Raw genomic sequence first — 17,158 nt, 5'->3', positions numbered from 1 at the left:
AACCTGCTTAACTTGAGAGGTCGAGTGCTTTTGGTTCGTGTGCAGGCAATGGAGATGCGCGATGTCGATCGAGTTAACCCTTATTCCCAATGGCTCTATCAAAACCTGTGTTTTGAGTGATTCCCGAGAAAAAGCCAAGGTGGATCTTGAGGGATTGTTCCCGAAGTTTCCTGCGCTGGACGGCACATTTGCGATTTTTTGGCTGGATCAATTGCAAGACCGCCACATTGTGGGCTTCAGCACGGAAGGCACTAATTTGCTGGCCGTCATTTCCTTGCCCACGGTGCCCCACAGCAGCGGGCGAGAGCAGTACTACAGCGCGATCGTGGAACGCTGCTACAAAGAGCGTGATTCGATACTGACGTTTATGCGCAAGTCATTGAGTTTTGAAGGCATCAACGGGCGCTGTGTGCGCAGTTTTATCCTGTACAAACTCATCCGTCAGTTGCAGCTCGACAGCGTGCCGGTGTGGGAAGAACACCCGCATGTACGGGATGGGCGTTGTGGTGCGATTTTGATTGGTGGCTGCGGCACTGACCGCTATGAGCCCAACCGCAAGATAGACGTCGTGTTCGGTTCAAACAGCAGCGCGTGCCTGGTGATTGACCTGGGCGAATGGCGCTGGAACTGAGCCTCACTTTTTTGCCTGGCCAGAGGCAGATCAAAAGATCGCGAGGCAAGCTCGCTCCTACAGATTTTTGTGTTTGCCTGCCGATTTATCGGCAGCTTCGTACAGCGTTGGCGCTTGCCGCTGTTGTACCCCGACGCTTATAGTCCGCGCTCGCCCTCATGGCGACCAGGTTTGGCGACTTGGAATGAAAAGATGAATAACGTTAGTGCGTCTAGCCATTGGACATAACTTATGACGCATTCCCCGTATATCCCGCTGACTGCTATTGACTGCACCATTCCCGCCTTATTGATCGACCGCAATGCGCCACTGGATGTGTTGCATGCCAACGCGGCTGCCCGTGTTTTGGCGGTCACCCAACTGATGGAAACCTTTGCCAGCCGCGAACTGGCCGAGGCCGACACCATTGATCTCAAACACCTGGCCAGCACCGCAGTGTTATTGCTGCGCGATGGCTGCGACGTGCTCGACGTGCTGGGCTGGCGATTAAGGCCGGTTTAACCCCTCCCCCGGTAGGAGCGAGCTTGTCTCGCGATCTTTTGATCTGTCTTGTGATCTGGTTTTTGATCTTGATCTACAGGCCCCTTCGGGAGGCCGTACGCCGGGGCAAGGCCTTTTTGGGTACTTTTGTGGCTGTTTGACAAAAGTGCCTCGCTGTAAGAGCGAAACCCGTAAAACGCCGTTGCGCATCGAATGGATATGTACACCTTTCAAGATCAAAAGATCGCGAGGCAAGCTCGCTCCTACAGATTTTTGTGTTTGCCTGCCGATTTATCGGCAGCTTCGTACAGTGTTGGCGCTTGCCGCTGTTGCACCCCGATGCTTATAGTCCGCGCTCGCCCTCATGGCGACCAGGTTTGGCGACTTGGAATGAAAAGATGAATAACGTTAGTGCGTCTAACCATTGGACTTAACTTATGACGAATTCACCTTACATCCCGCTGACCGCCATTGACTGCACCATTCCCGCCTTATTGATCGACCGCAATGCGCCACTGGATGTGTTGCATGCCAACGCGGCTGCCCGTGTTTTGGCGGTCACCCAACTGATGGAAACCTTTGCCAGCCGCGAACTGGCCGAGGCCGACGCCATTGATCTCAAGCACTTGGCCAGCACCGCAGTGTTATTGCTGCGCGATGGCTGTGACGTGCTCGACGTGCTGGGCTGGCGCTTAAGGCCGGTGTAACCACACCCCCTGTAGGAGCGAGCTTGCTCGCGATCTTTTGATCTTGATCCCCAGCTCGCGCCTACAGAGTTTGGATTTACCTCCCGGTGACGTGGCCTTTTGCCAAAGTTGGAAGGCTTCTTGCAGTGGCAGGCTTGCAGACGCATCTGGCGTCAAAAGTTTGCTAAAGGTTTAGGCATGTCATTGGATCGCTCTCAGTTAATCAACACCGCACGCAACGGTCTGGCCGGTTTGGGTCACGGGCAGTTGGGCGTGCCGCTGTTGCTGCTGGTGATGCTGGCAATGATGATGTTGCCCATCCCGGCGTTTCTGCTGGATGTGTTTTTTACCTTCAACATCGCGCTGTCGATTGTGGTCTTGCTGGTGTGCGTGTACGCGCTGCGCCCGCTGGATTTTGCGGTGTTCCCCACCATTTTGCTGGTCGCGACGCTCATGCGCCTGGCGCTCAACGTGGCGTCGACCCGCGTGGTGATGCTCCACGGCCAGGAAGGCCACGCCGCTGCCGGTAAAGTGATCCAGGCCTTCGGTGAGGTGGTGATCGGCGGCAACTATGTGGTCGGTATGGTGGTGTTCGCGATTTTGATGATCATCAACTTCGTGGTGGTGACCAAAGGTGCTGGGCGGATCTCCGAAGTGAGCGCGCGCTTTACCCTCGACGCCATGCCCGGCAAACAAATGGCGATTGACGCCGACCTCAACGCCGGGCTGATCGATCAGAACCAGGCCAAGCTGCGCCGTCAAGAAGTCGCCCAGGAGGCCGAGTTTTACGGCTCCATGGACGGTGCCAGCAAGTTTGTGCGCGGTGATGCCATCGCCGGTCTGTTGATCCTGTTTATCAACCTGATCGGCGGCATGGCCGTGGGCATCTTCCAGCACAGCATGAGTTTCAGCGAAGCGGGCAAGGTGTACGCCTTGCTGACCATCGGTGACGGTCTGGTGGCGCAATTGCCGTCGCTGCTGTTGTCGACCGCAGCCGCGATCATGGTGACCCGTGCTTCGGGCTCCGAAGACATGGGCAAGCAAATCAATCGCCAGATGTTCGCCTCGCCCAAGGCGCTGGCGGTGTCTGCCGGTTTGATGGCGGTGATGGGGATCGTGCCGGGCATGCCCCATGTGTCTTTCCTCAGCCTAGCCGCAGTAGCCGGTGGCGCTGCCTACTGGATGTGGAAAAAACAAAACGTGGCCAAGGTTCAGGCCCTGCAAGAAGTGCAGCGCCAGCAAGAGCTGCTACCTTCACCCGCCCGTGCCCAAGAGACCAAAGAGCTGGGCTGGGATGACGTCACGCCCATCGATATGATCGGCCTGGAAGTGGGCTATCGCCTGATCCCGCTGGTGGACCGTAACCAGGGCGGGCAATTGCTGGCGCGGATCAAGGGTGTGCGTAAAAAGCTGTCCCAAGACCTGGGCTTTTTGATGCCCACCGTGCACATCCGCGACAACCTCGACCTGGCGCCGAGCGCTTATCGCCTGACACTCATGGGCGTGATTCTGGCCGAGGCCGAGATTTACCCGGACCGCGAACTGGCGATCAACCCCGGCCAGGTGTTTGGCACCCTCAACGGGATCACCGCCAAAGACCCGGCCTTTGGTCTGGAAGCCGTGTGGATCGAGGTCAGCCAGCGTAGCCAGGCGCAATCACTGGGCTATACCGTGGTCGATGCCAGTACGGTGGTGGCGACGCACCTTAACCAGATTCTGTACAAGCATTCCCATGAGCTGATTGGCCATGAGGAAGTGCAGCAACTGATGCAATTGCTGGCCAAGTCGTCGCCTAAATTGGCTGAAGAGTTGGTGCCGGGCGTGTTGAGCCTGTCGCAGTTGCTCAAAGTGTTGCAGGCGCTGCTGGCCGAGCAGGTGCCGGTGCGCGATATACGCAGCATTGCCGAAGCCGTCGCTAACAATGCCCACAAGAGTCAAGATACTGCCGCTTTGGTTGCCGCCGTGCGCGTCGGCTTGTCCCGCGCCATCGTGCAAAGCATTGTCGGCGTTGAGTCTGAGCTGCCTGTGATCACCTTGGAACCAAGGTTGGAACAAATATTGCTCAATAGTTTGCAGAAGGCTGGACAAGGCCAGGAAGACGGTGTGTTGCTGGAGCCAAGCATGGCAGAAAAACTCCAGCGCTCACTCATCGACGCAGCGCAGCGTCAGGAGATGCAAGGCAACCCGGTGATCTTGCTGGTGGCAGGCCCGGTACGCGCGATGCTTTCGCGGTTTGGCCGTTTGGCGGTGCCCAACCTGCATGTGCTGGCGTACCAGGAAATCCCTGACAACAAGCAAGTGACCATCGTTGCGACAGTGGGCCCTAACGGCTGAGGGTTTGATCTATGCAAGTGAAGCGATTTTTCGCCGCCGACATGCGTCAGGCCATGAAACTCATTCGTGATGAATTGGGCGCGGATGCCGCGATTATTGGCAATCGCCGGATCGCCGGCGGTGTTGAGTTGACCGCAGCGCTGGATTACAAGCTGTCCGCGCTGGCACCGCGGGTGCCGAACGTTGAGCTGGAAGAAGAACTGCGCAAGACCCAGTCCAAGATTGTCTCTGCTCAGGCCGAGTTGAGCTTGCGCGCAGAAGGCGACACGGATGCCAGCCGCCAGTTGTTTGCCGGCTTGCCGCTGACCGCCGCCGAGCCGTTGATTGAGCCGCGCTTTGACGAACCGTCGCGGCCACAGCCTGCGCCTGCACCGGCGCCATCGATTGACCAGCGGGTGTTTGACGACATGCGCAATGAGCTGAACGGCCTGCGCGAGTTGCTCGAAGTGCAGCTGGGCTCGCTGGCCTGGAACCAGTTGCAAGGCTCAAGGCCTGAGCAGGCCAATTTGTGGCGGCGTTTGCAGCGCATCGGTTTGTCCGGTCCGTTGTCCCACAGTTTGCTGACCCAGGTGACCGAGATTGAAGAGCCGCGTCAGGCCTGGCGCATGTTGTTGGCGCACCTGGCCCGGATGATTACCACCCCTGAACTGGAGCCGCTGGAAGAGGGCGGTGTGATCGCGATGGTCGGTCCTGCAGGCATGGGTAAAACCACAACGCTGGCCAAGCTGGCGGCACGTTATGTGCTCAAGTACGGCGCGCAAAATATTGCATTGGTGAGCATGGACAGCTTTCGTATCGGCGCCCAGGAGCAGCTTAAAACCCTGGGGCGCATTCTCAATGTGCCGGTGACCCACGTGGCCCCCGGCCAGTCGTTGGGCCAAACCCTCGAGCCGCTGGCGCGCAAGCGCGTGGTGCTGGTCGACACCGCCGGGCTGCAAGCCAGTGACCCGGCGTTGCGCCTGCAACTGGACAGCCTCGCCGGGCGCGGGATCAAGGCGCGCAATTATCTGGTCCTCGCCACCACCAGCCAGAAGCAGGTGCTGTCGGCCGCGTACCTGAGCTACAAGCGCTGCGGGCTGGCCGGCTGCATTCTGACCAAGCTGGATGAAACCGCCAGCCTTGGCGAAGTACTGAGTCTGGCGATCAGCAATGACCTGCCCGTGGCGTACCTCACGGACGGTCCGCGGATCCCGGACGATCTGCACTTGCCGCGCCGCCACCAATTGGTGAGCCGGGCGGTGAGTGTGCAAATGCAGGAAGAACCCAGCGAAGAAGCCATGGCCGATATGTTCGCTGACATTTACCACAGCCCGCCCAAACGGGTTGGCTAGGGTAAAGATGAAAACGTTGCAATGTACCTACATTGAAGGTCTGCACAGTGTTGTTCCTGGGGGAACACGCAGCACTCTCTGTAGCCGCGTCTAAGTAAGACAAGGTAAAAAAAGATCATGGGCAGCATGCATCCCGTACAGGTGATCGCAGTGACCGGCGGCAAGGGTGGCGTCGGTAAAACTAACGTGTCAGTCAATTTGTCCATCGCGCTGGCCGAACTGGGCAGGCGCGTCATGTTGATGGACGCCGACCTCGGGTTGGCGAATGTTGATGTCCTGTTGGGGCTGACACCGAAATTTACCCTGGCCGATGTGGTCGAGGGTCGCTGCGAGCTGCGTGATGTATTGCTCCTGGGCCCCGGCGGGATTCGTATCGTGCCCGCCGCGTCTGGCGCCCAGAGCATGGTGCAGTTGAGCCCTGCGCAACACGCCGGTCTGATCCAGGCGTTCAGCGACCTGAGCGACAACCTCGATGTGCTGGTGATTGATACCGCCGCCGGGATCGGTGAGTCGGTGGTCAGTTTTGTCCGCGCAGCCCAGGAGGTTTTGCTGGTGGTGTGCGACGAGCCGACCTCTATCACCGACGCCTACGCGTTGATCAAACTGCTTAACCGCGACTACGGCATGAACCGTTTTCGGGTGTTGGCGAACATGGTCCAGAGCCCGCAAGAAGGGCGCAACCTGTTCGCCAAGCTGACCAAAGTGACCGACCGTTTTCTTGACGTTGCCCTGCAATATGTGGGCGCCGTGCCGTACGACGAGTGCGTGCGCAAGGCCGTGCAAAAGCAGCGCGCCGTGTACGAAGCATTCCCGCGTTCCAAGTGCTCCCTGGCGTTCAAGGCTATCGCGCAAAAGGTCGATACCTGGCCGCTGCCGGCTAACCCCCGTGGCCACCTGGAGTTCTTTGTTGAGCGTTTGGTACAGCAAGCAGGTGGAGGACGAGTCTGATGAATGCCAGCGGCTATCGCATGTACAGCAAGCCGTCACGTGACAGCCAATATGAGCTGATCGAGCGCTATGCGCCGTTGGTCAAACGCATCGCTTATCACCTGTTGGCGCGTTTGCCTGCCAGCGTGCAAGTGGACGACCTGATTCAGGCCGGGATGATCGGCCTGCTCGAGGTCTCGAGCAAGTACGACGCCACCAAGGGCGCGAGTTTTGAGACCTACGCCGGCATTCGCATTCGCGGTGCCATGCTCGATGAAGTGCGCAAGGGTGACTGGGCGCCACGCTCGGTGCACCGCAATACGCGCATGGTCAGTGACGCAATTCGCGTTATTGAAGCAAAAACCGGCTGTGACGCTAAAGATCACGAGGTTGCGGCCGAACTCCAGTTAAGCCTTGATGATTATTACGCCATCTTGAACGACACCCTGGGCAGTCGTCTGTTCAGCTTCGACGACCTGTTGCAGGACGGCGAGCACGAGGGGCTGCATGAAGATGGCGCCAGCGCGCACCTTGAGCCGTCGCGAGACCTCGAAGACGAGCGTTTTCAGGCCGCGCTGGCCGAGGCCATCAGCTTGTTGCCCGAGCGTGAGCGGCTGGTGTTGGCGCTGTACTACGACGAAGAGCTCAACCTCAAGGAAATCGGTGAGGTGCTGGGGGTCAGCGAGTCGCGTGTCAGCCAGTTGCACAGCCAGTGCGCCGCCCGTTTGCGCGCACGCCTGGGGCAATGGCGAGCGCATTGACTCACTGTAGGAGCGAGCTTGCCTCGCGATCTTTGGGGCTTTTAAAAGATCGCGAGGCAAGCTCGCTCCTACAGGTTGGATGCGTAATAAACCGAATTGATTGAATGGCGCGGTCCGGTTGTGATCGCGTTTAAGACTGCTGGAGGTCGACTTGAACAAAGACATGAAAATCCTCATCGTTGATGACTTTTCAACGATGAGGCGGATCATTAAAAACCTGTTGCGTGATCTCGGGTTCACCAACACGGTCGAGGCGGATGACGGCACCACGGCGATTCCGATTCTCAATCTGGGGCATATCGACTTTCTGGTCACCGACTGGAACATGCCGGGCATGACCGGTATCGACTTGTTGCGCCATGTGCGTGCCGACGAAAAACTCAAGCATTTGCCGGTCTTGATGGTCACCGCCGAAGCCAAGCGCGAGCAGATCATCGAGGCTGCCCAAGCCGGTGTAAACGGTTATGTGGTCAAGCCATTCACCGCCATCGCCCTCAAGGACAAGATCGAAAAGATCTTTGAACGCATCGGTTGAACGGTTCCCCGGGGGGCACTATGGAGCGGCAGGAATCAACAGTGGGCGAGTTTGAATCGACCCTGAAAAAACATGCTCAAGAGCTGGTTGAAAGCCTTGAAAAAGGCCAGTTCGGCGACGCAGTACAGCTGATTCATGAACTGAACCAGACCCGCGATCGCGGCCTTTATCGTGAAGTCGGCAAGCTGACGCGTGAATTACACAGCGCGATTGTCGATTTTCACATTGATCCGACCATGCCGCGCGCCGAAGAAGTGTCGCAGATCACGGATGCGACCGAGCGCTTGGCTTATGTTGTGAAGCTAACGGAAGCCGCCGCTAACCGGACCATGGATCTGGTCGAGAACTGCACGCCGCTGGTCAATGGCCTTGGCCAGGAAGCCAAGGCTTTGAGCGCGGACTGGGGGCGTTTTATGCGCCGCGAAGTCGGTGCGCAAGAGTTCCGCGAGCTGGCACGTCGGGTAGACAGTTTTTTGACGCGCAGCGAAGCCGAGCAGCAGATCGTTTCCAGTAACCTGACTGACATTCTGCTGGCCCAGGATTACCAGGACCTCACCGGTCAGGTGATCAAGCGGGTCACGCAGTTGGTCACCGACGTCGAGCAGAACTTGCTCAAGTTGGTACTCATGGCCAGTCAGGTCGATCGCTTTGCCGGGATCGAACATGACCACGAAGCGCTGCGTGCTGAAAATAATTCGCAAAAAAACCTGACGAAGGGTGAAGGTCCGCAGATTCATGCCGATAAGCGTAGTGACGTCGTATCCGGCCAGGATGATGTAGACGATTTGCTGTCCAGTTTAGGTTTCTAGGTCTTGAGTAGGCGTGCGGGCGCTGTTGTCCGGCGCTGAAAGGTCCTCCTTCAAGGAGCACACACATGAGCTTCGGCGCCGATGAAGAAATCCTTCAGGATTTTTTGGTTGAGGCCGGCGAAATTTTAGAGTTGCTGTCCGAACAACTGGTCGAGCTGGAAAGCCGACCGGATGATGCAGACTTGCTCAATGCTATTTTTCGCGGTTTTCACACTGTAAAGGGAGGCGCCGGCTTCCTGCAGCTCAATGAGTTGGTGGAGTGCTGCCACATCGCCGAGAACGTGTTCGACATCCTGCGCAAGGGTGAGCGCAGCGTCGACGCGGAATTGATGGACGTGGTGCTTGAAGCCCTGGACGCCGTCAACGGGATGTTTGCCCAAGTGCGCGAGCGCAGCCCGATCACCGCCGCCAGCCCTGAGTTGCTGGCCGCGCTGGCGCGTTTGGCCGAGCCTGCTGCCGCCCCGGCAGCGGTCGAAGCGCCTGCTGCGGTGGTCGAGGCCGTGTCTAACGACAGCACCGGCGACATTACCGATAACGAATTTGAACAACTGCTCGACTCGCTGAATGCGGTCAAGGCTGATGCGGCGCTTGTCGAACAGGCCTCTGACGACGCGACCCTGAGCGACGAAATCAGCGACGCCGAGTTCGAGTCCTTGCTTGATCAGTTGCATGGCAAAGGCAAGTTCTCTGCGAACGCCGTGGCCACGCCCGCAGCCGCTACAGCTCCGGCAACGTCTGCTGCGGCCAGCAATGAAATCACTGACGATGAATTCGAGGCGCTGCTGGACCAATTGCACGGCAAGGGCTCGTTCAGCGCAGACGCCCTTGAGGCTGTCGCCGCTGCCCCTGCTGACGTCGCGGCTGAACCCGTCGCGGACACGCCGGCAGCCCACATCACCGATCAAGAATTTGAAGCCCTGCTCGACGAGCTACATGGCAAAGGCCAGTTCTCGGCCGAAAGCCCAGCGGTTGCTGCGACGGTCAGTGCGGTAGCGGCGCCAGTCGCCAGCAAGGTCCAAGCCAAGCCTGCCGCTCCGCGCCCGGCGCCCGCCCGGGCAGCGCTTGCACCGCAGGAAAAACCGGTGGCCAGCGAAGCCGAAACCACGGTGCGGGTAGACACCGCGCGGCTCGACGAGATCATGAACATGGTCGGCGAACTGGTGCTGGTGCGTAACCGCCTGGTGCGCCTGGGCCTGAGCATTCATGACGAGGCCATGGCCAAGGCGCTGTCTAACCTCGACGTAGTTACCGCAGACCTGCAAACCTCGGTCATGAAGACCCGCATGCAGCCGATCAAGAAAGTCTTCGGCCGCTTTCCGCGTCTGGTTCGCGATTTGGCCCGCCAGCTGAAAAAAGAAATCAGCCTGGAACTGGTGGGCGAAGACACCGACCTCGACAAAAACCTCGTGGAGGCGCTGGCCGACCCGTTGGTGCACTTGGTGCGCAACGCGGTTGACCATGGCTGTGAAACCCCCGAAGAGCGCGAAGCCGCGGGCAAGTCGCGGTGCGGGCGGGTGGTGCTGTCGGCCGAACAGGAAGGCGACCATATCTTGCTGTCGATCTCAGACGACGGCAAAGGCATGGACGCCAATGTGCTGCGCGCCATCGCCGTCAAAAAAGGCCTGATGGACAAGGACGCCGCCGACCGCCTGAGCGAAAACGACTGTTACAACCTGATCTTTGCCCCGGGCTTTTCGACCAAGACCGAGATTTCTGACGTGTCGGGCCGTGGCGTGGGCATGGACGTGGTGAAAACCAAAATCGCCCAGCTCAATGGCTCGCTGGCCATTGAGTCGACCTTGGGCAAGGGCTCAAAAATCGTCATCAAAGTGCCGCTGACCCTGGCGATCATGCCGACCCTGATGGTCATGCTGGGCAATCAGGCGTTTGCCTTCCCGCTGGTCAACGTTAACGAAATTTTCCACCTGGACCTGTCACGCACCAACGTGGTTGACGGCCAGGAAGTGGTGATCGTGCGCGACAAAGCGTTGCCGCTGTTCTACCTCAAGCGCTGGCTGGTGGCCTCGGCCGCCCATGAAGAGCAACGCGAAGGGCATGTGGTGATTATCTCGATTGGCACCCAGCGCATCGGCTTTGTCGTCGATCAACTGGTCGGCCAGGAAGAAGTGGTGATCAAACCGTTGGGCAAAATGCTTCAGGGCACGCCGGGCATGTCGGGCGCCACCATTACCGGTGACGGTCGCATTGCCTTGATCCTGGATGTGCCGAGCATGCTCAAGCACTACGCCTCGCGGCGTATTTGATTCTCGTAGCAGGGGGCGCCAGCGTGCCCTGCCGCCTAACGGAGTGTTTATGGTAGTCAAGGTCCTGGTGGTGGACGATTCTGGGTTTTTCCGCCGTCGTGTGTCGGAAATTCTGTCGGCTGACCCGACGATTAAAGTGATCGGCACCGCCACCAATGGCAAGGAAGCAATCGATCAGGCGTTGGCGCTCAAGCCCGACGTGATCACCATGGACTACGAAATGCCGATGATGGACGGCATCACGGCGGTGCGCCACATCATGCAGCGCTGCCCGACGCCGGTCTTGATGTTCTCGTCGCTGACCCATGAAGGCGCGCGCGTGACCCTCGATGCGCTGGACGCCGGGGCCGTGGACTTCCTGCCGAAAAATTTCGAAGACATCTCGCGCAACCCCGACAAGGTCAAACAGCTGCTGTGTGAGAAGGTCCATACCATTTCGCGCAGTAACCGGCGACTGTCCAGTTACAGCGCGCCGCCGCCCGTTGCCGCCCCGGCACCTGTGAGCCGTGCGCCGCTCGGGGGGGCATCTGCGCCTGCACCCGCACCGACCCGCACCACACCGATTGCCAGCCGTGCGGCGCCAGCCCCGGCCGCGCATTCACCTGCACCCAAGCGTAAGCCTTACAAGTTGGTGGCCATTGGCACGTCGACCGGTGGCCCGGTGGCGTTGCAGCGGGTATTGACTCAGTTGCCGGGCAATTTCCCGGCGCCCATTGTGCTGGTGCAGCACATGCCGGCGGCGTTTACCAAAGCCTTTGCCGAGCGTCTGGACAAACTGTGCCGCATCAGCGTCAAGGAAGCCGAAGACGGCGATATCTTGCGTCCCGGGCTGGCCTTGCTGGCACCGGGCGGCAAACAAATGATGATCGACGGTCGTGGCACGGTGCGGATTCTGCCGGGCGATGAGCGCCTGAACTACAAGCCCAGTGTCGACATCACCTTTGGTTCGGCGGCCAAAACCTACGGTGACAAAGTTTTGGCGGTGGTCTTGACCGGCATGGGCGCAGACGGCCGTGAAGGCGCGCGCTTGCTCAAGCAGGGCGGCAGCCAGGTGTGGGCGCAAGACGAAGCCAGCTGCGTGATTTACGGCATGCCCATGGCCATCGTTAAGGCCAACCTCGCTGACGCGGTGTACAGCCTTGATGACATGGGCCGCCACTTGGTTGAGGCGTGTCACTGATGGACGTGCTCAGCCTGATCGGCATCATCATGGCCTTTGTCGCGATTATCGGCGGCAACTACCTCGAAGGCGGGCACTTGGGCGCGCTGGCCAATGGCCCGGCGGCACTCATCGTTTTGGGCGGCACCATTGGCGCCGCACTGTTGCAGTCGCCCATGAGCGCCTTCAAGCGGGCGATCCAGACCGTGGGCTGGATTTTCTTCCCGCCGCAGATCGACATGGCGGGCGGCATCAACCGCGTCGTCAACTGGAGCCTCACGGCGCGTAAGGAAGGCTTGCTGGGCCTTGAAGGCATGGCCGATGCCGAGCCCGACAGCTACTCGCGCAAGGGCCTGCAACTGCTGGTGGACGGGGTAGAACCCGAAGCCATTCGCAGCGTGCTGGAGGTCGACTACATGACCCAGGAGGCCCGCGACATTGAGGCCGCCAAAGTGTTTGAGTGCATGGGCGGTTATGCGCCGACCATCGGCATCATTGGCGCGGTGATGGGCTTGATCCATGTGATGGGCAACCTGGCCGACCCGACGCAGTTGGGCAGCGGCATTGCCGTGGCATTTGTGGCGACCATTTACGGGGTGGCCAGCGCCAACCTGGTGTTGCTGCCCATGGCCAGCAAGCTCAAGGCCATTGCGTTGCGCCAGTCGCTGTACCGCGAGATGTTGCTTGAAGGCATCCTGTCGATTGCCGAGGGCGAGAACCCGCGGGCCATCGAACTCAAACTCCAAGGGTTTACGGGGTAACGATGAGCCGACGCCGCCGCGCTGCTGAAGAGCACGTCAATCATGAACGCTGGCTGGTGTCCTACGCAGACTTCATCACCTTGCTGTTTGCCTTTTTTGTGGTGATGTACTCGATCTCGTCGATTAACGAAGGCAAGTACAAAGTGATCTCGCAGGCGCTGGTGGGCGTGTTCAATGACACCGAGCGCAGCGTCAAGCCGATCCCGGTGGGCGAAGAGCGCCCACTGACCACCAAACCGGCCGAGCCGCTGATCAAAGACAGCGAAAACACTGACGCGGGGTTGGGCCAGGCCCAGGACGATCCGCTGAAAACCATCGCCAATGACATCACCCAGGCCTTTGGCGACTTGATTGCCTCACACCAGCTCACCGTGCGTGGCAACGAGCTGTGGGTCGAGATCGAACTCAACTCCAGCCTGTTGTTTGGCAGTGGCGATGCGATGCCCAATGACCTGGCGTTCAGCATCATCGACAAGGTGGCGGCGATCCTCAAACCTTTCGATAACCCGATTCACGTCGAAGGCTTTACCGATAACCTGCCGATTCGTACTGCGCAATATCCCACCAACTGGGAGCTGTCTTCAGCGCGCTCGGCGAGCATTGTGCGCATGCTGGCGATGCAAGGCGTAGACCCGGGGCGCATGGCGTCGGTGGGCTACGCCGAGTTTCAGCCGGTGGCCAATAACGCAACGCCTGAAGGGCGTGCGCTCAACCGTCGCGTGGTGCTCGTTGTGTCACGTAACCTGGAAGTGCGTCGCAGTTTGACCAGCAGCGGCGCCGCCAACGTCACGCCAGATGCCGCCTTGAAGCGTGCTGGCACACAAACTGCACCGCCACGATCAACGCCGCTGGTTCGAGGGAATGCCGTCAATTCCCCGTCACCGTCCCTATAAGTGCATGGCAATTCTCGGTCGGCACGCGTGCAACCGGGAGGAATAACTGAATGAGAGTCTGGACTGTAGCTAATCAAAAAGGTGGGGTCGGCAAGACCACCACCTCCATCGCCCTGGCGGGTTTGCTGGCTGAGGCGGGCAAGCGCGTGGTCGTGGTTGACCTCGACCCGCATGGCTCCATGACCAGTTATTTCGGTTATGACCCGGACGCCCTTGAGCACAGCAATTACGACCTGTTCTTGCACAAGGGGCAGGTGCCCGACGGCCTGACCGCGCAGTTGCTGTTGCCCACCAGCAACGAGCAGATTGCCTTGTTGCCGGCCAGCACCGCGCTGGCCACGCTAGAGCGCCAATCGCCGGGCCAGAGTGGCCTGGGCCTGGTGATCGCCCGTGCCCTGGCGCAACTGTGGCAGGACTACGACTACGCGATCATCGACAGCCCGCCCTTGCTCGGCGTGTTGATGGTCAATGCATTGGCGGCCAGCCAGCAGTTGATCATCCCCGTGCAAACCGAGCACTTGGCCCTGATGGGCCTGGAGCGCATGGTCAACACCCTGGCGATGATCAATCGCTCGCGCAAACAGGCGTTGCCGTTCTGCATCGTGCCGACGTTGTTTGACCGTCGAACCCAGGCTTCCATGAGCACCCTGCGGGTACTGCGTGACTCACACCCCGAAACACTGTGGCAGGGCTTTATCCCGGTCGACACGCGTTTGCGTGACGCCAGCCGGGCAGGGCTCACGCCTTCGCAGTTCGACGGCAAAAGCCGGGGTGCGATTGCGTACCGCGCGTTGCTCAAACACATGTTGACCCAGCAACTCACACCGCAGCCGGTGTGAGCTGGGCGTGCATTCAAGTATCTGCATGGCGTGGCCGATAACCCTTAGAGGTCATGGTCGCGCCAAGGTTGAGTGAGGCACCTGATGAAGCAACCGGTCGCGCTGTCTACAAGCCCGCAAGTGGCCTTGCAGGCTTATCTGGACAACTTGCTGTTTGATGCAACCGAAGAGGCTCTGCAAACGCCGGAGCCTGTACTGACGGCCGAGCCTGAGGCACTGGACGAATTCGCCGCTGCGGTGCTGGAAGAGCAAGTCCGTGATGCCCGCCTGACGCCCCCGGAGCCTGTGCAGGAACTGGCGGTGCCGGTGCCGTTGTCCGAGGTGTTGCCGAATGCCGACTTACTGGCGCCGCCGCTGCTCGACGTGCAGCGCCCGATCGCAACCGGCACCCGCTTGCCAGTGCAGGACGATGGTCGACCGGCGTGGGCCAGTGAGCCGTTTGAATGCCTGCTGTTTGATGTCGCAGGGCTGACCCTGGCGGTGCCGCTGGTGTGCCTGGGGTCGATTTACGCGTTGCACAATCGCGAGTTGACCCCGCTGTTTGGTCAGCCTGACTGGTTTTTGGGGATTCTGCCGAGCCAGAGCGGCAAGCTTAACGTGCTCGACACGGCGCGCTGGGTGATGCCGGAGCGTTACCGCGACGATTTTCGTGAAGGGCTGCAATACGTTATTTCGGTTCAGGGCTATGAATGGGGGCTGGCGGTGCATCAGGTCAGCCGTTCATTGCGCCTGGACCCCAACCAGATCAAATGGCGTTCGCAGCGCGGGCAACGCCCGTGGTTGGCGGGCACCGTGATCGAACACATGTGCGCGTTGCTGGACGTGGCAGAACTTGCCGACTTGATCGCCAGCGGCGCGACCCGCCATCAGGCAGACACTTAAACGACCGTGCTTGAGCGCGGTTAGACAACACACACCGTTAAGGTTTTTAGTCAGGGGTTTGGGGTATGCAGAACACAGCCGCAAAAGGTTCCGAGGATCCGATCCTGCAATGGGTCACTTTCAAGCTGGACAACGAGACCTACGGCATCAACGTCATGCAGGTGCAGGAAGTGCTGCGCTACACCGAAATTGCCCCGGTGCCGGGTGCGCCAGCCTACGTGCTGGGCATCATCAACCTGCGCGGCAACGTGGTGACTGTTATCGACACCCGCCAGCGTTTTGGTTTGTACAACGCTGATATCACCGACAACTCACGCATCGTCATCATCGAAGCCGACAAGCAAGTGGTGGGCATTCTGGTCGACAGCGTGGCGGAAGTGGTGTATCTGCGTCAGTCTGAAATCGAAACGGCGCCGAACGTGGGCAACGACGAGTCGGCCAAGTTCATTCAAGGCGTGTGCAACAAGAACGGCGAGTTGCTGATTCTGGTTGAGCTGGACAAAATGATGAGCGAAGAAGAGTGGTCAGACCTGGAGAACATCTGATTGATCCTTGAGGTGGCGGTAATCGTGCTGGCTCTGCTGTGGGCCGCGAGCCTGTGTGCGTTTGTGCTCTACGTGCGCAAACAGCGCGTGGCCGCCGTGCAGCAGGCCGAGGCCGACGCCCGCCGCGACCGCCGCCTCAAGGAACTCAGCCGCCGCCTGGACACCTACCAGAACGGCAACGTGCAAATGGGCGAAGAGCTGCACGAAATGCGCTCGGTGGTGGCCCCCTTGCCAGAAAAACTCACCCGCCTTGAACAGCGCGACCCCACCAGCCTGTCTTTCGACCAGGCCGCGCGTCTGGTCGGCATGGGTGCCAGCGTTGACGAACTGACCCAGTCCTGCGGCCTGACCCAGGCCGAGGCCGAGTTGATGAGCAAGATGCACAAGGGTTGAGCCCCGTTTTCGGGAACTCAACACAACCCCTGCACAAACTCCAGAAACGCCCGCACTTTAGCCGCCGGTAAATGCCGCGACGGGTAGAACGCGTACAGCGGAAAACGCTCATCGGGCCAGTCCGGGAACACGTCCACCAGGCGACCGTCGTTAAGCGCGGGCGCCAGCCCCAGATCGAGCATTTGCGCCACCGCGTGGCCGTGCTCGCACACGCTGTACAAGGTGCTGGCGTCATTGATGATCAACCGGCCATTAGTGGGCACGATGAGTATGTGCCCGTCGCGATGAAACTCCCACGCAAACGGCCGTCCGGTCTGTGTATCGCGAAAGTCGATGCACACGTGCTGGCCGTGTTCAAGGTCCTGCGGCCTGACAGGGCGCCCGTAACGCTGGAAATACGCGGGTGCGGCGACGGTCAGTACGCGTACTTCCATCAGCTTGCGCGCCACCAGCGAAGACGACTGCGGGTGGCCAAAGCGAATGGCCAGATCAAAGCCGTCAGCTACCAAATCGCCCAGTTGGTCTTTGGTGTGCAAGTCCAGCTGCAATTGCGGGTGGTGGCGCATGAACTCGCCCAATACCGGGCCCAGTACCAGCCTTGAGAAATACGGGTCGATATTGACCCGCAAGCGCCCGCGTACAGTCAGCGCGCTGTCTGCCGCCGAGTTGGCCGCGTCGTCAAGCCCGGCCAGCAGCGGGGCGACTTCCTGATAAAAGCGCCGCCCTTCATCGGTCAATTGCACCGAGCGCGTGGTGCGGTCGAACAGGCGAATGCCCAAGCGTTTTTCCAACCGCGAAATCGCCCGGCTGACCCCCGAGGGCGTGATGTCCAGCCGGTCGGCGGCCTTGGCAAAACTGCCGCTGTCGACCACCGCGCTCAACACGCCCATGCCGCTGGCCAAACCCGGGTCAAAGCTCATTGGTGATT

General features: G+C 59.8%; 18 protein-coding genes. 17 read left to right on the top strand and 1 reads right to left on the bottom strand.

The features are described from left to right. Nucleotides 1–61: 61 nt before the first annotated feature. From TU84_RS18075 to TU84_RS17995, 17 genes are all read left to right on the top strand, one after another. Nucleotides 62–631, top strand: a complete 570-nt coding sequence (locus tag TU84_RS18075) for a hypothetical protein (protein WP_048371392.1) — start codon at nucleotides 62–64, stop codon at nucleotides 629–631. A gap of 231 nt (nucleotides 632–862) precedes the next feature. Beyond that, nucleotides 863–1,132, top strand: coding sequence for a hypothetical protein (locus TU84_RS18070; RefSeq protein WP_048371390.1), 270 nt, complete (start codon nucleotides 863–865; stop codon nucleotides 1,130–1,132). Between the two features lie 416 nt (nucleotides 1,133–1,548). Continuing rightward, a complete protein-coding gene (locus tag TU84_RS18065; RefSeq protein ID WP_048371388.1) occupies nucleotides 1,549–1,818 on the top strand; it encodes a hypothetical protein in 270 nt (89 codons plus the stop codon). Between the two features lie 183 nt (nucleotides 1,819–2,001). Further along, nucleotides 2,002–4,131, top strand: a complete 2,130-nt coding sequence (flhA, locus tag TU84_RS18060; protein ID WP_048371631.1) for a flagellar biosynthesis protein FlhA — start codon at nucleotides 2,002–2,004, stop codon at nucleotides 4,129–4,131. A gap of 11 nt (nucleotides 4,132–4,142) precedes the next feature. Continuing rightward, nucleotides 4,143–5,462 (top strand): flagellar biosynthesis protein FlhF, encoded by a 1,320-nt coding sequence (gene flhF, locus TU84_RS18055; RefSeq protein ID WP_048371386.1) that lies wholly within the window; start codon nucleotides 4,143–4,145, stop codon nucleotides 5,460–5,462. Between the two features lie 117 nt (nucleotides 5,463–5,579). Beyond that, a complete protein-coding gene (gene fleN, locus TU84_RS18050) occupies nucleotides 5,580–6,410 on the top strand; it encodes a flagellar synthesis regulator FleN (protein WP_048371384.1) in 831 nt (276 codons plus the stop codon). Further along, nucleotides 6,410–7,150 (top strand): RNA polymerase sigma factor FliA, encoded by a 741-nt coding sequence (gene fliA, locus TU84_RS18045; RefSeq protein WP_048371382.1) that lies wholly within the window; start codon nucleotides 6,410–6,412, stop codon nucleotides 7,148–7,150. Before fleN ends, fliA begins: the two co-directional genes overlap by 1 nt. A gap of 163 nt (nucleotides 7,151–7,313) precedes the next feature. Continuing rightward, nucleotides 7,314–7,685 (top strand): chemotaxis response regulator CheY, encoded by a 372-nt coding sequence (locus TU84_RS18040; RefSeq protein ID WP_162207692.1) that lies wholly within the window; start codon nucleotides 7,314–7,316, stop codon nucleotides 7,683–7,685. A gap of 20 nt (nucleotides 7,686–7,705) precedes the next feature. Continuing rightward, nucleotides 7,706–8,494, top strand: a complete 789-nt coding sequence (locus tag TU84_RS18035) for a protein phosphatase CheZ (RefSeq protein WP_048371378.1) — start codon at nucleotides 7,706–7,708, stop codon at nucleotides 8,492–8,494. A 65-nt stretch (nucleotides 8,495–8,559) separates the two neighbouring features. After that, a complete protein-coding gene (locus TU84_RS18030; protein WP_048371376.1) occupies nucleotides 8,560–10,758 on the top strand; it encodes a chemotaxis protein CheA in 2,199 nt (732 codons plus the stop codon). Between the two features lie 49 nt (nucleotides 10,759–10,807). Next, the gene (locus TU84_RS18025; RefSeq protein ID WP_048371374.1) at nucleotides 10,808–11,938 is read left to right on the top strand and encodes a protein-glutamate methylesterase/protein-glutamine glutaminase; all 1,131 of its coding nucleotides are present in this window, start codon (nucleotides 10,808–10,810) and stop codon (nucleotides 11,936–11,938) included. Beyond that, nucleotides 11,938–12,678, top strand: coding sequence for a flagellar motor protein (locus TU84_RS18020; RefSeq protein ID WP_048371371.1), 741 nt, complete (start codon nucleotides 11,938–11,940; stop codon nucleotides 12,676–12,678). The genes TU84_RS18025 and TU84_RS18020 overlap by 1 nt, the downstream gene beginning before the upstream one ends. Nucleotides 12,679–12,680: 2 nt before the next feature. Then, entirely contained in the window at nucleotides 12,681–13,571 is an 891-nt protein-coding gene (gene motD, locus TU84_RS18015; protein WP_048371370.1) for a flagellar motor protein MotD, read from the top strand. Between the two features lie 50 nt (nucleotides 13,572–13,621). Further along, complete coding sequence (locus tag TU84_RS18010) at nucleotides 13,622–14,410, top strand: ParA family protein (RefSeq protein WP_048371367.1); 789 nt, start codon at nucleotides 13,622–13,624, stop codon at nucleotides 14,408–14,410. A gap of 84 nt (nucleotides 14,411–14,494) precedes the next feature. Beyond that, the gene (locus tag TU84_RS18005) at nucleotides 14,495–15,292 is read left to right on the top strand and encodes a CheW domain-containing protein (protein WP_048371365.1); all 798 of its coding nucleotides are present in this window, start codon (nucleotides 14,495–14,497) and stop codon (nucleotides 15,290–15,292) included. Nucleotides 15,293–15,357: 65 nt separating this feature from the next. Then, on the top strand, nucleotides 15,358–15,837 hold the full coding sequence (locus TU84_RS18000; RefSeq protein ID WP_048371363.1) for a chemotaxis protein CheW: 480 nt from the start codon (nucleotides 15,358–15,360) through the stop codon (nucleotides 15,835–15,837). Continuing rightward, nucleotides 15,838–16,230 (top strand): DUF2802 domain-containing protein, encoded by a 393-nt coding sequence (locus TU84_RS17995; protein WP_048371360.1) that lies wholly within the window; start codon nucleotides 15,838–15,840, stop codon nucleotides 16,228–16,230. Nucleotides 16,231–16,247: 17 nt separating this feature from the next. On the opposite strand, the gene TU84_RS17990 is transcribed toward TU84_RS17995, so the two are convergent. After that, nucleotides 16,248–17,150, bottom strand: coding sequence for a LysR family transcriptional regulator (locus TU84_RS17990; protein WP_048371358.1), 903 nt, complete (start codon nucleotides 17,148–17,150; stop codon nucleotides 16,248–16,250). Nucleotides 17,151–17,158: the final 8 nt, after the last annotated feature.

It is taken from the genome of Pseudomonas helleri, from assembly GCF_001043025.1.
In the GTDB taxonomy this organism is placed as follows: Bacteria; Pseudomonadota; Gammaproteobacteria; order Pseudomonadales; family Pseudomonadaceae; genus Aquipseudomonas; species Aquipseudomonas helleri.
This window is presented reverse-complemented; position numbering and strand designations above follow the sequence as displayed.

What these genes read in the sequence shown, in the direction of transcription:
- TU84_RS18075 (WP_048371392.1), top strand. Translation starts at nt 62, where the DNA reads ATGTCGATCGAGTTAACCCTTATTCCCAATGGCTCTATCAAAACCTGT.
- TU84_RS18070 (WP_048371390.1), top strand. Translation starts at nt 863, where the DNA reads ATGACGCATTCCCCGTATATCCCGCTGACTGCTATTGACTGCACCATT.
- TU84_RS18065 (WP_048371388.1), top strand. Translation starts at nt 1,549, where the DNA reads ATGACGAATTCACCTTACATCCCGCTGACCGCCATTGACTGCACCATT.
- flhF (WP_048371386.1), top strand. Translation starts at nt 4,143, where the DNA reads ATGCAAGTGAAGCGATTTTTCGCCGCCGACATGCGTCAGGCCATGAAA.
- fleN (WP_048371384.1), top strand. Translation starts at nt 5,580, where the DNA reads ATGGGCAGCATGCATCCCGTACAGGTGATCGCAGTGACCGGCGGCAAG.
- fliA (WP_048371382.1), top strand. Translation starts at nt 6,410, where the DNA reads ATGAATGCCAGCGGCTATCGCATGTACAGCAAGCCGTCACGTGACAGC.
- TU84_RS18040 (WP_162207692.1), top strand. Translation starts at nt 7,314, where the DNA reads ATGAAAATCCTCATCGTTGATGACTTTTCAACGATGAGGCGGATCATT.
- TU84_RS18035 (WP_048371378.1), top strand. Translation starts at nt 7,706, where the DNA reads ATGGAGCGGCAGGAATCAACAGTGGGCGAGTTTGAATCGACCCTGAAA.
- TU84_RS18030 (WP_048371376.1), top strand. Translation starts at nt 8,560, where the DNA reads ATGAGCTTCGGCGCCGATGAAGAAATCCTTCAGGATTTTTTGGTTGAG.
- TU84_RS18025 (WP_048371374.1), top strand. Translation starts at nt 10,808, where the DNA reads ATGGTAGTCAAGGTCCTGGTGGTGGACGATTCTGGGTTTTTCCGCCGT.
- TU84_RS18020 (WP_048371371.1), top strand. Translation starts at nt 11,938, where the DNA reads ATGGACGTGCTCAGCCTGATCGGCATCATCATGGCCTTTGTCGCGATT.
- motD (WP_048371370.1), top strand. Translation starts at nt 12,681, where the DNA reads ATGAGCCGACGCCGCCGCGCTGCTGAAGAGCACGTCAATCATGAACGC.
- TU84_RS18010 (WP_048371367.1), top strand. Translation starts at nt 13,622, where the DNA reads ATGAGAGTCTGGACTGTAGCTAATCAAAAAGGTGGGGTCGGCAAGACC.
- TU84_RS18005 (WP_048371365.1), top strand. Translation starts at nt 14,495, where the DNA reads ATGAAGCAACCGGTCGCGCTGTCTACAAGCCCGCAAGTGGCCTTGCAG.
- TU84_RS18000 (WP_048371363.1), top strand. Translation starts at nt 15,358, where the DNA reads ATGCAGAACACAGCCGCAAAAGGTTCCGAGGATCCGATCCTGCAATGG.
- TU84_RS17990 (WP_048371358.1), bottom strand. Translation starts at nt 17,150, where the DNA reads ATGAGCTTTGACCCGGGTTTGGCCAGCGGCATGGGCGTGTTGAGCGCG.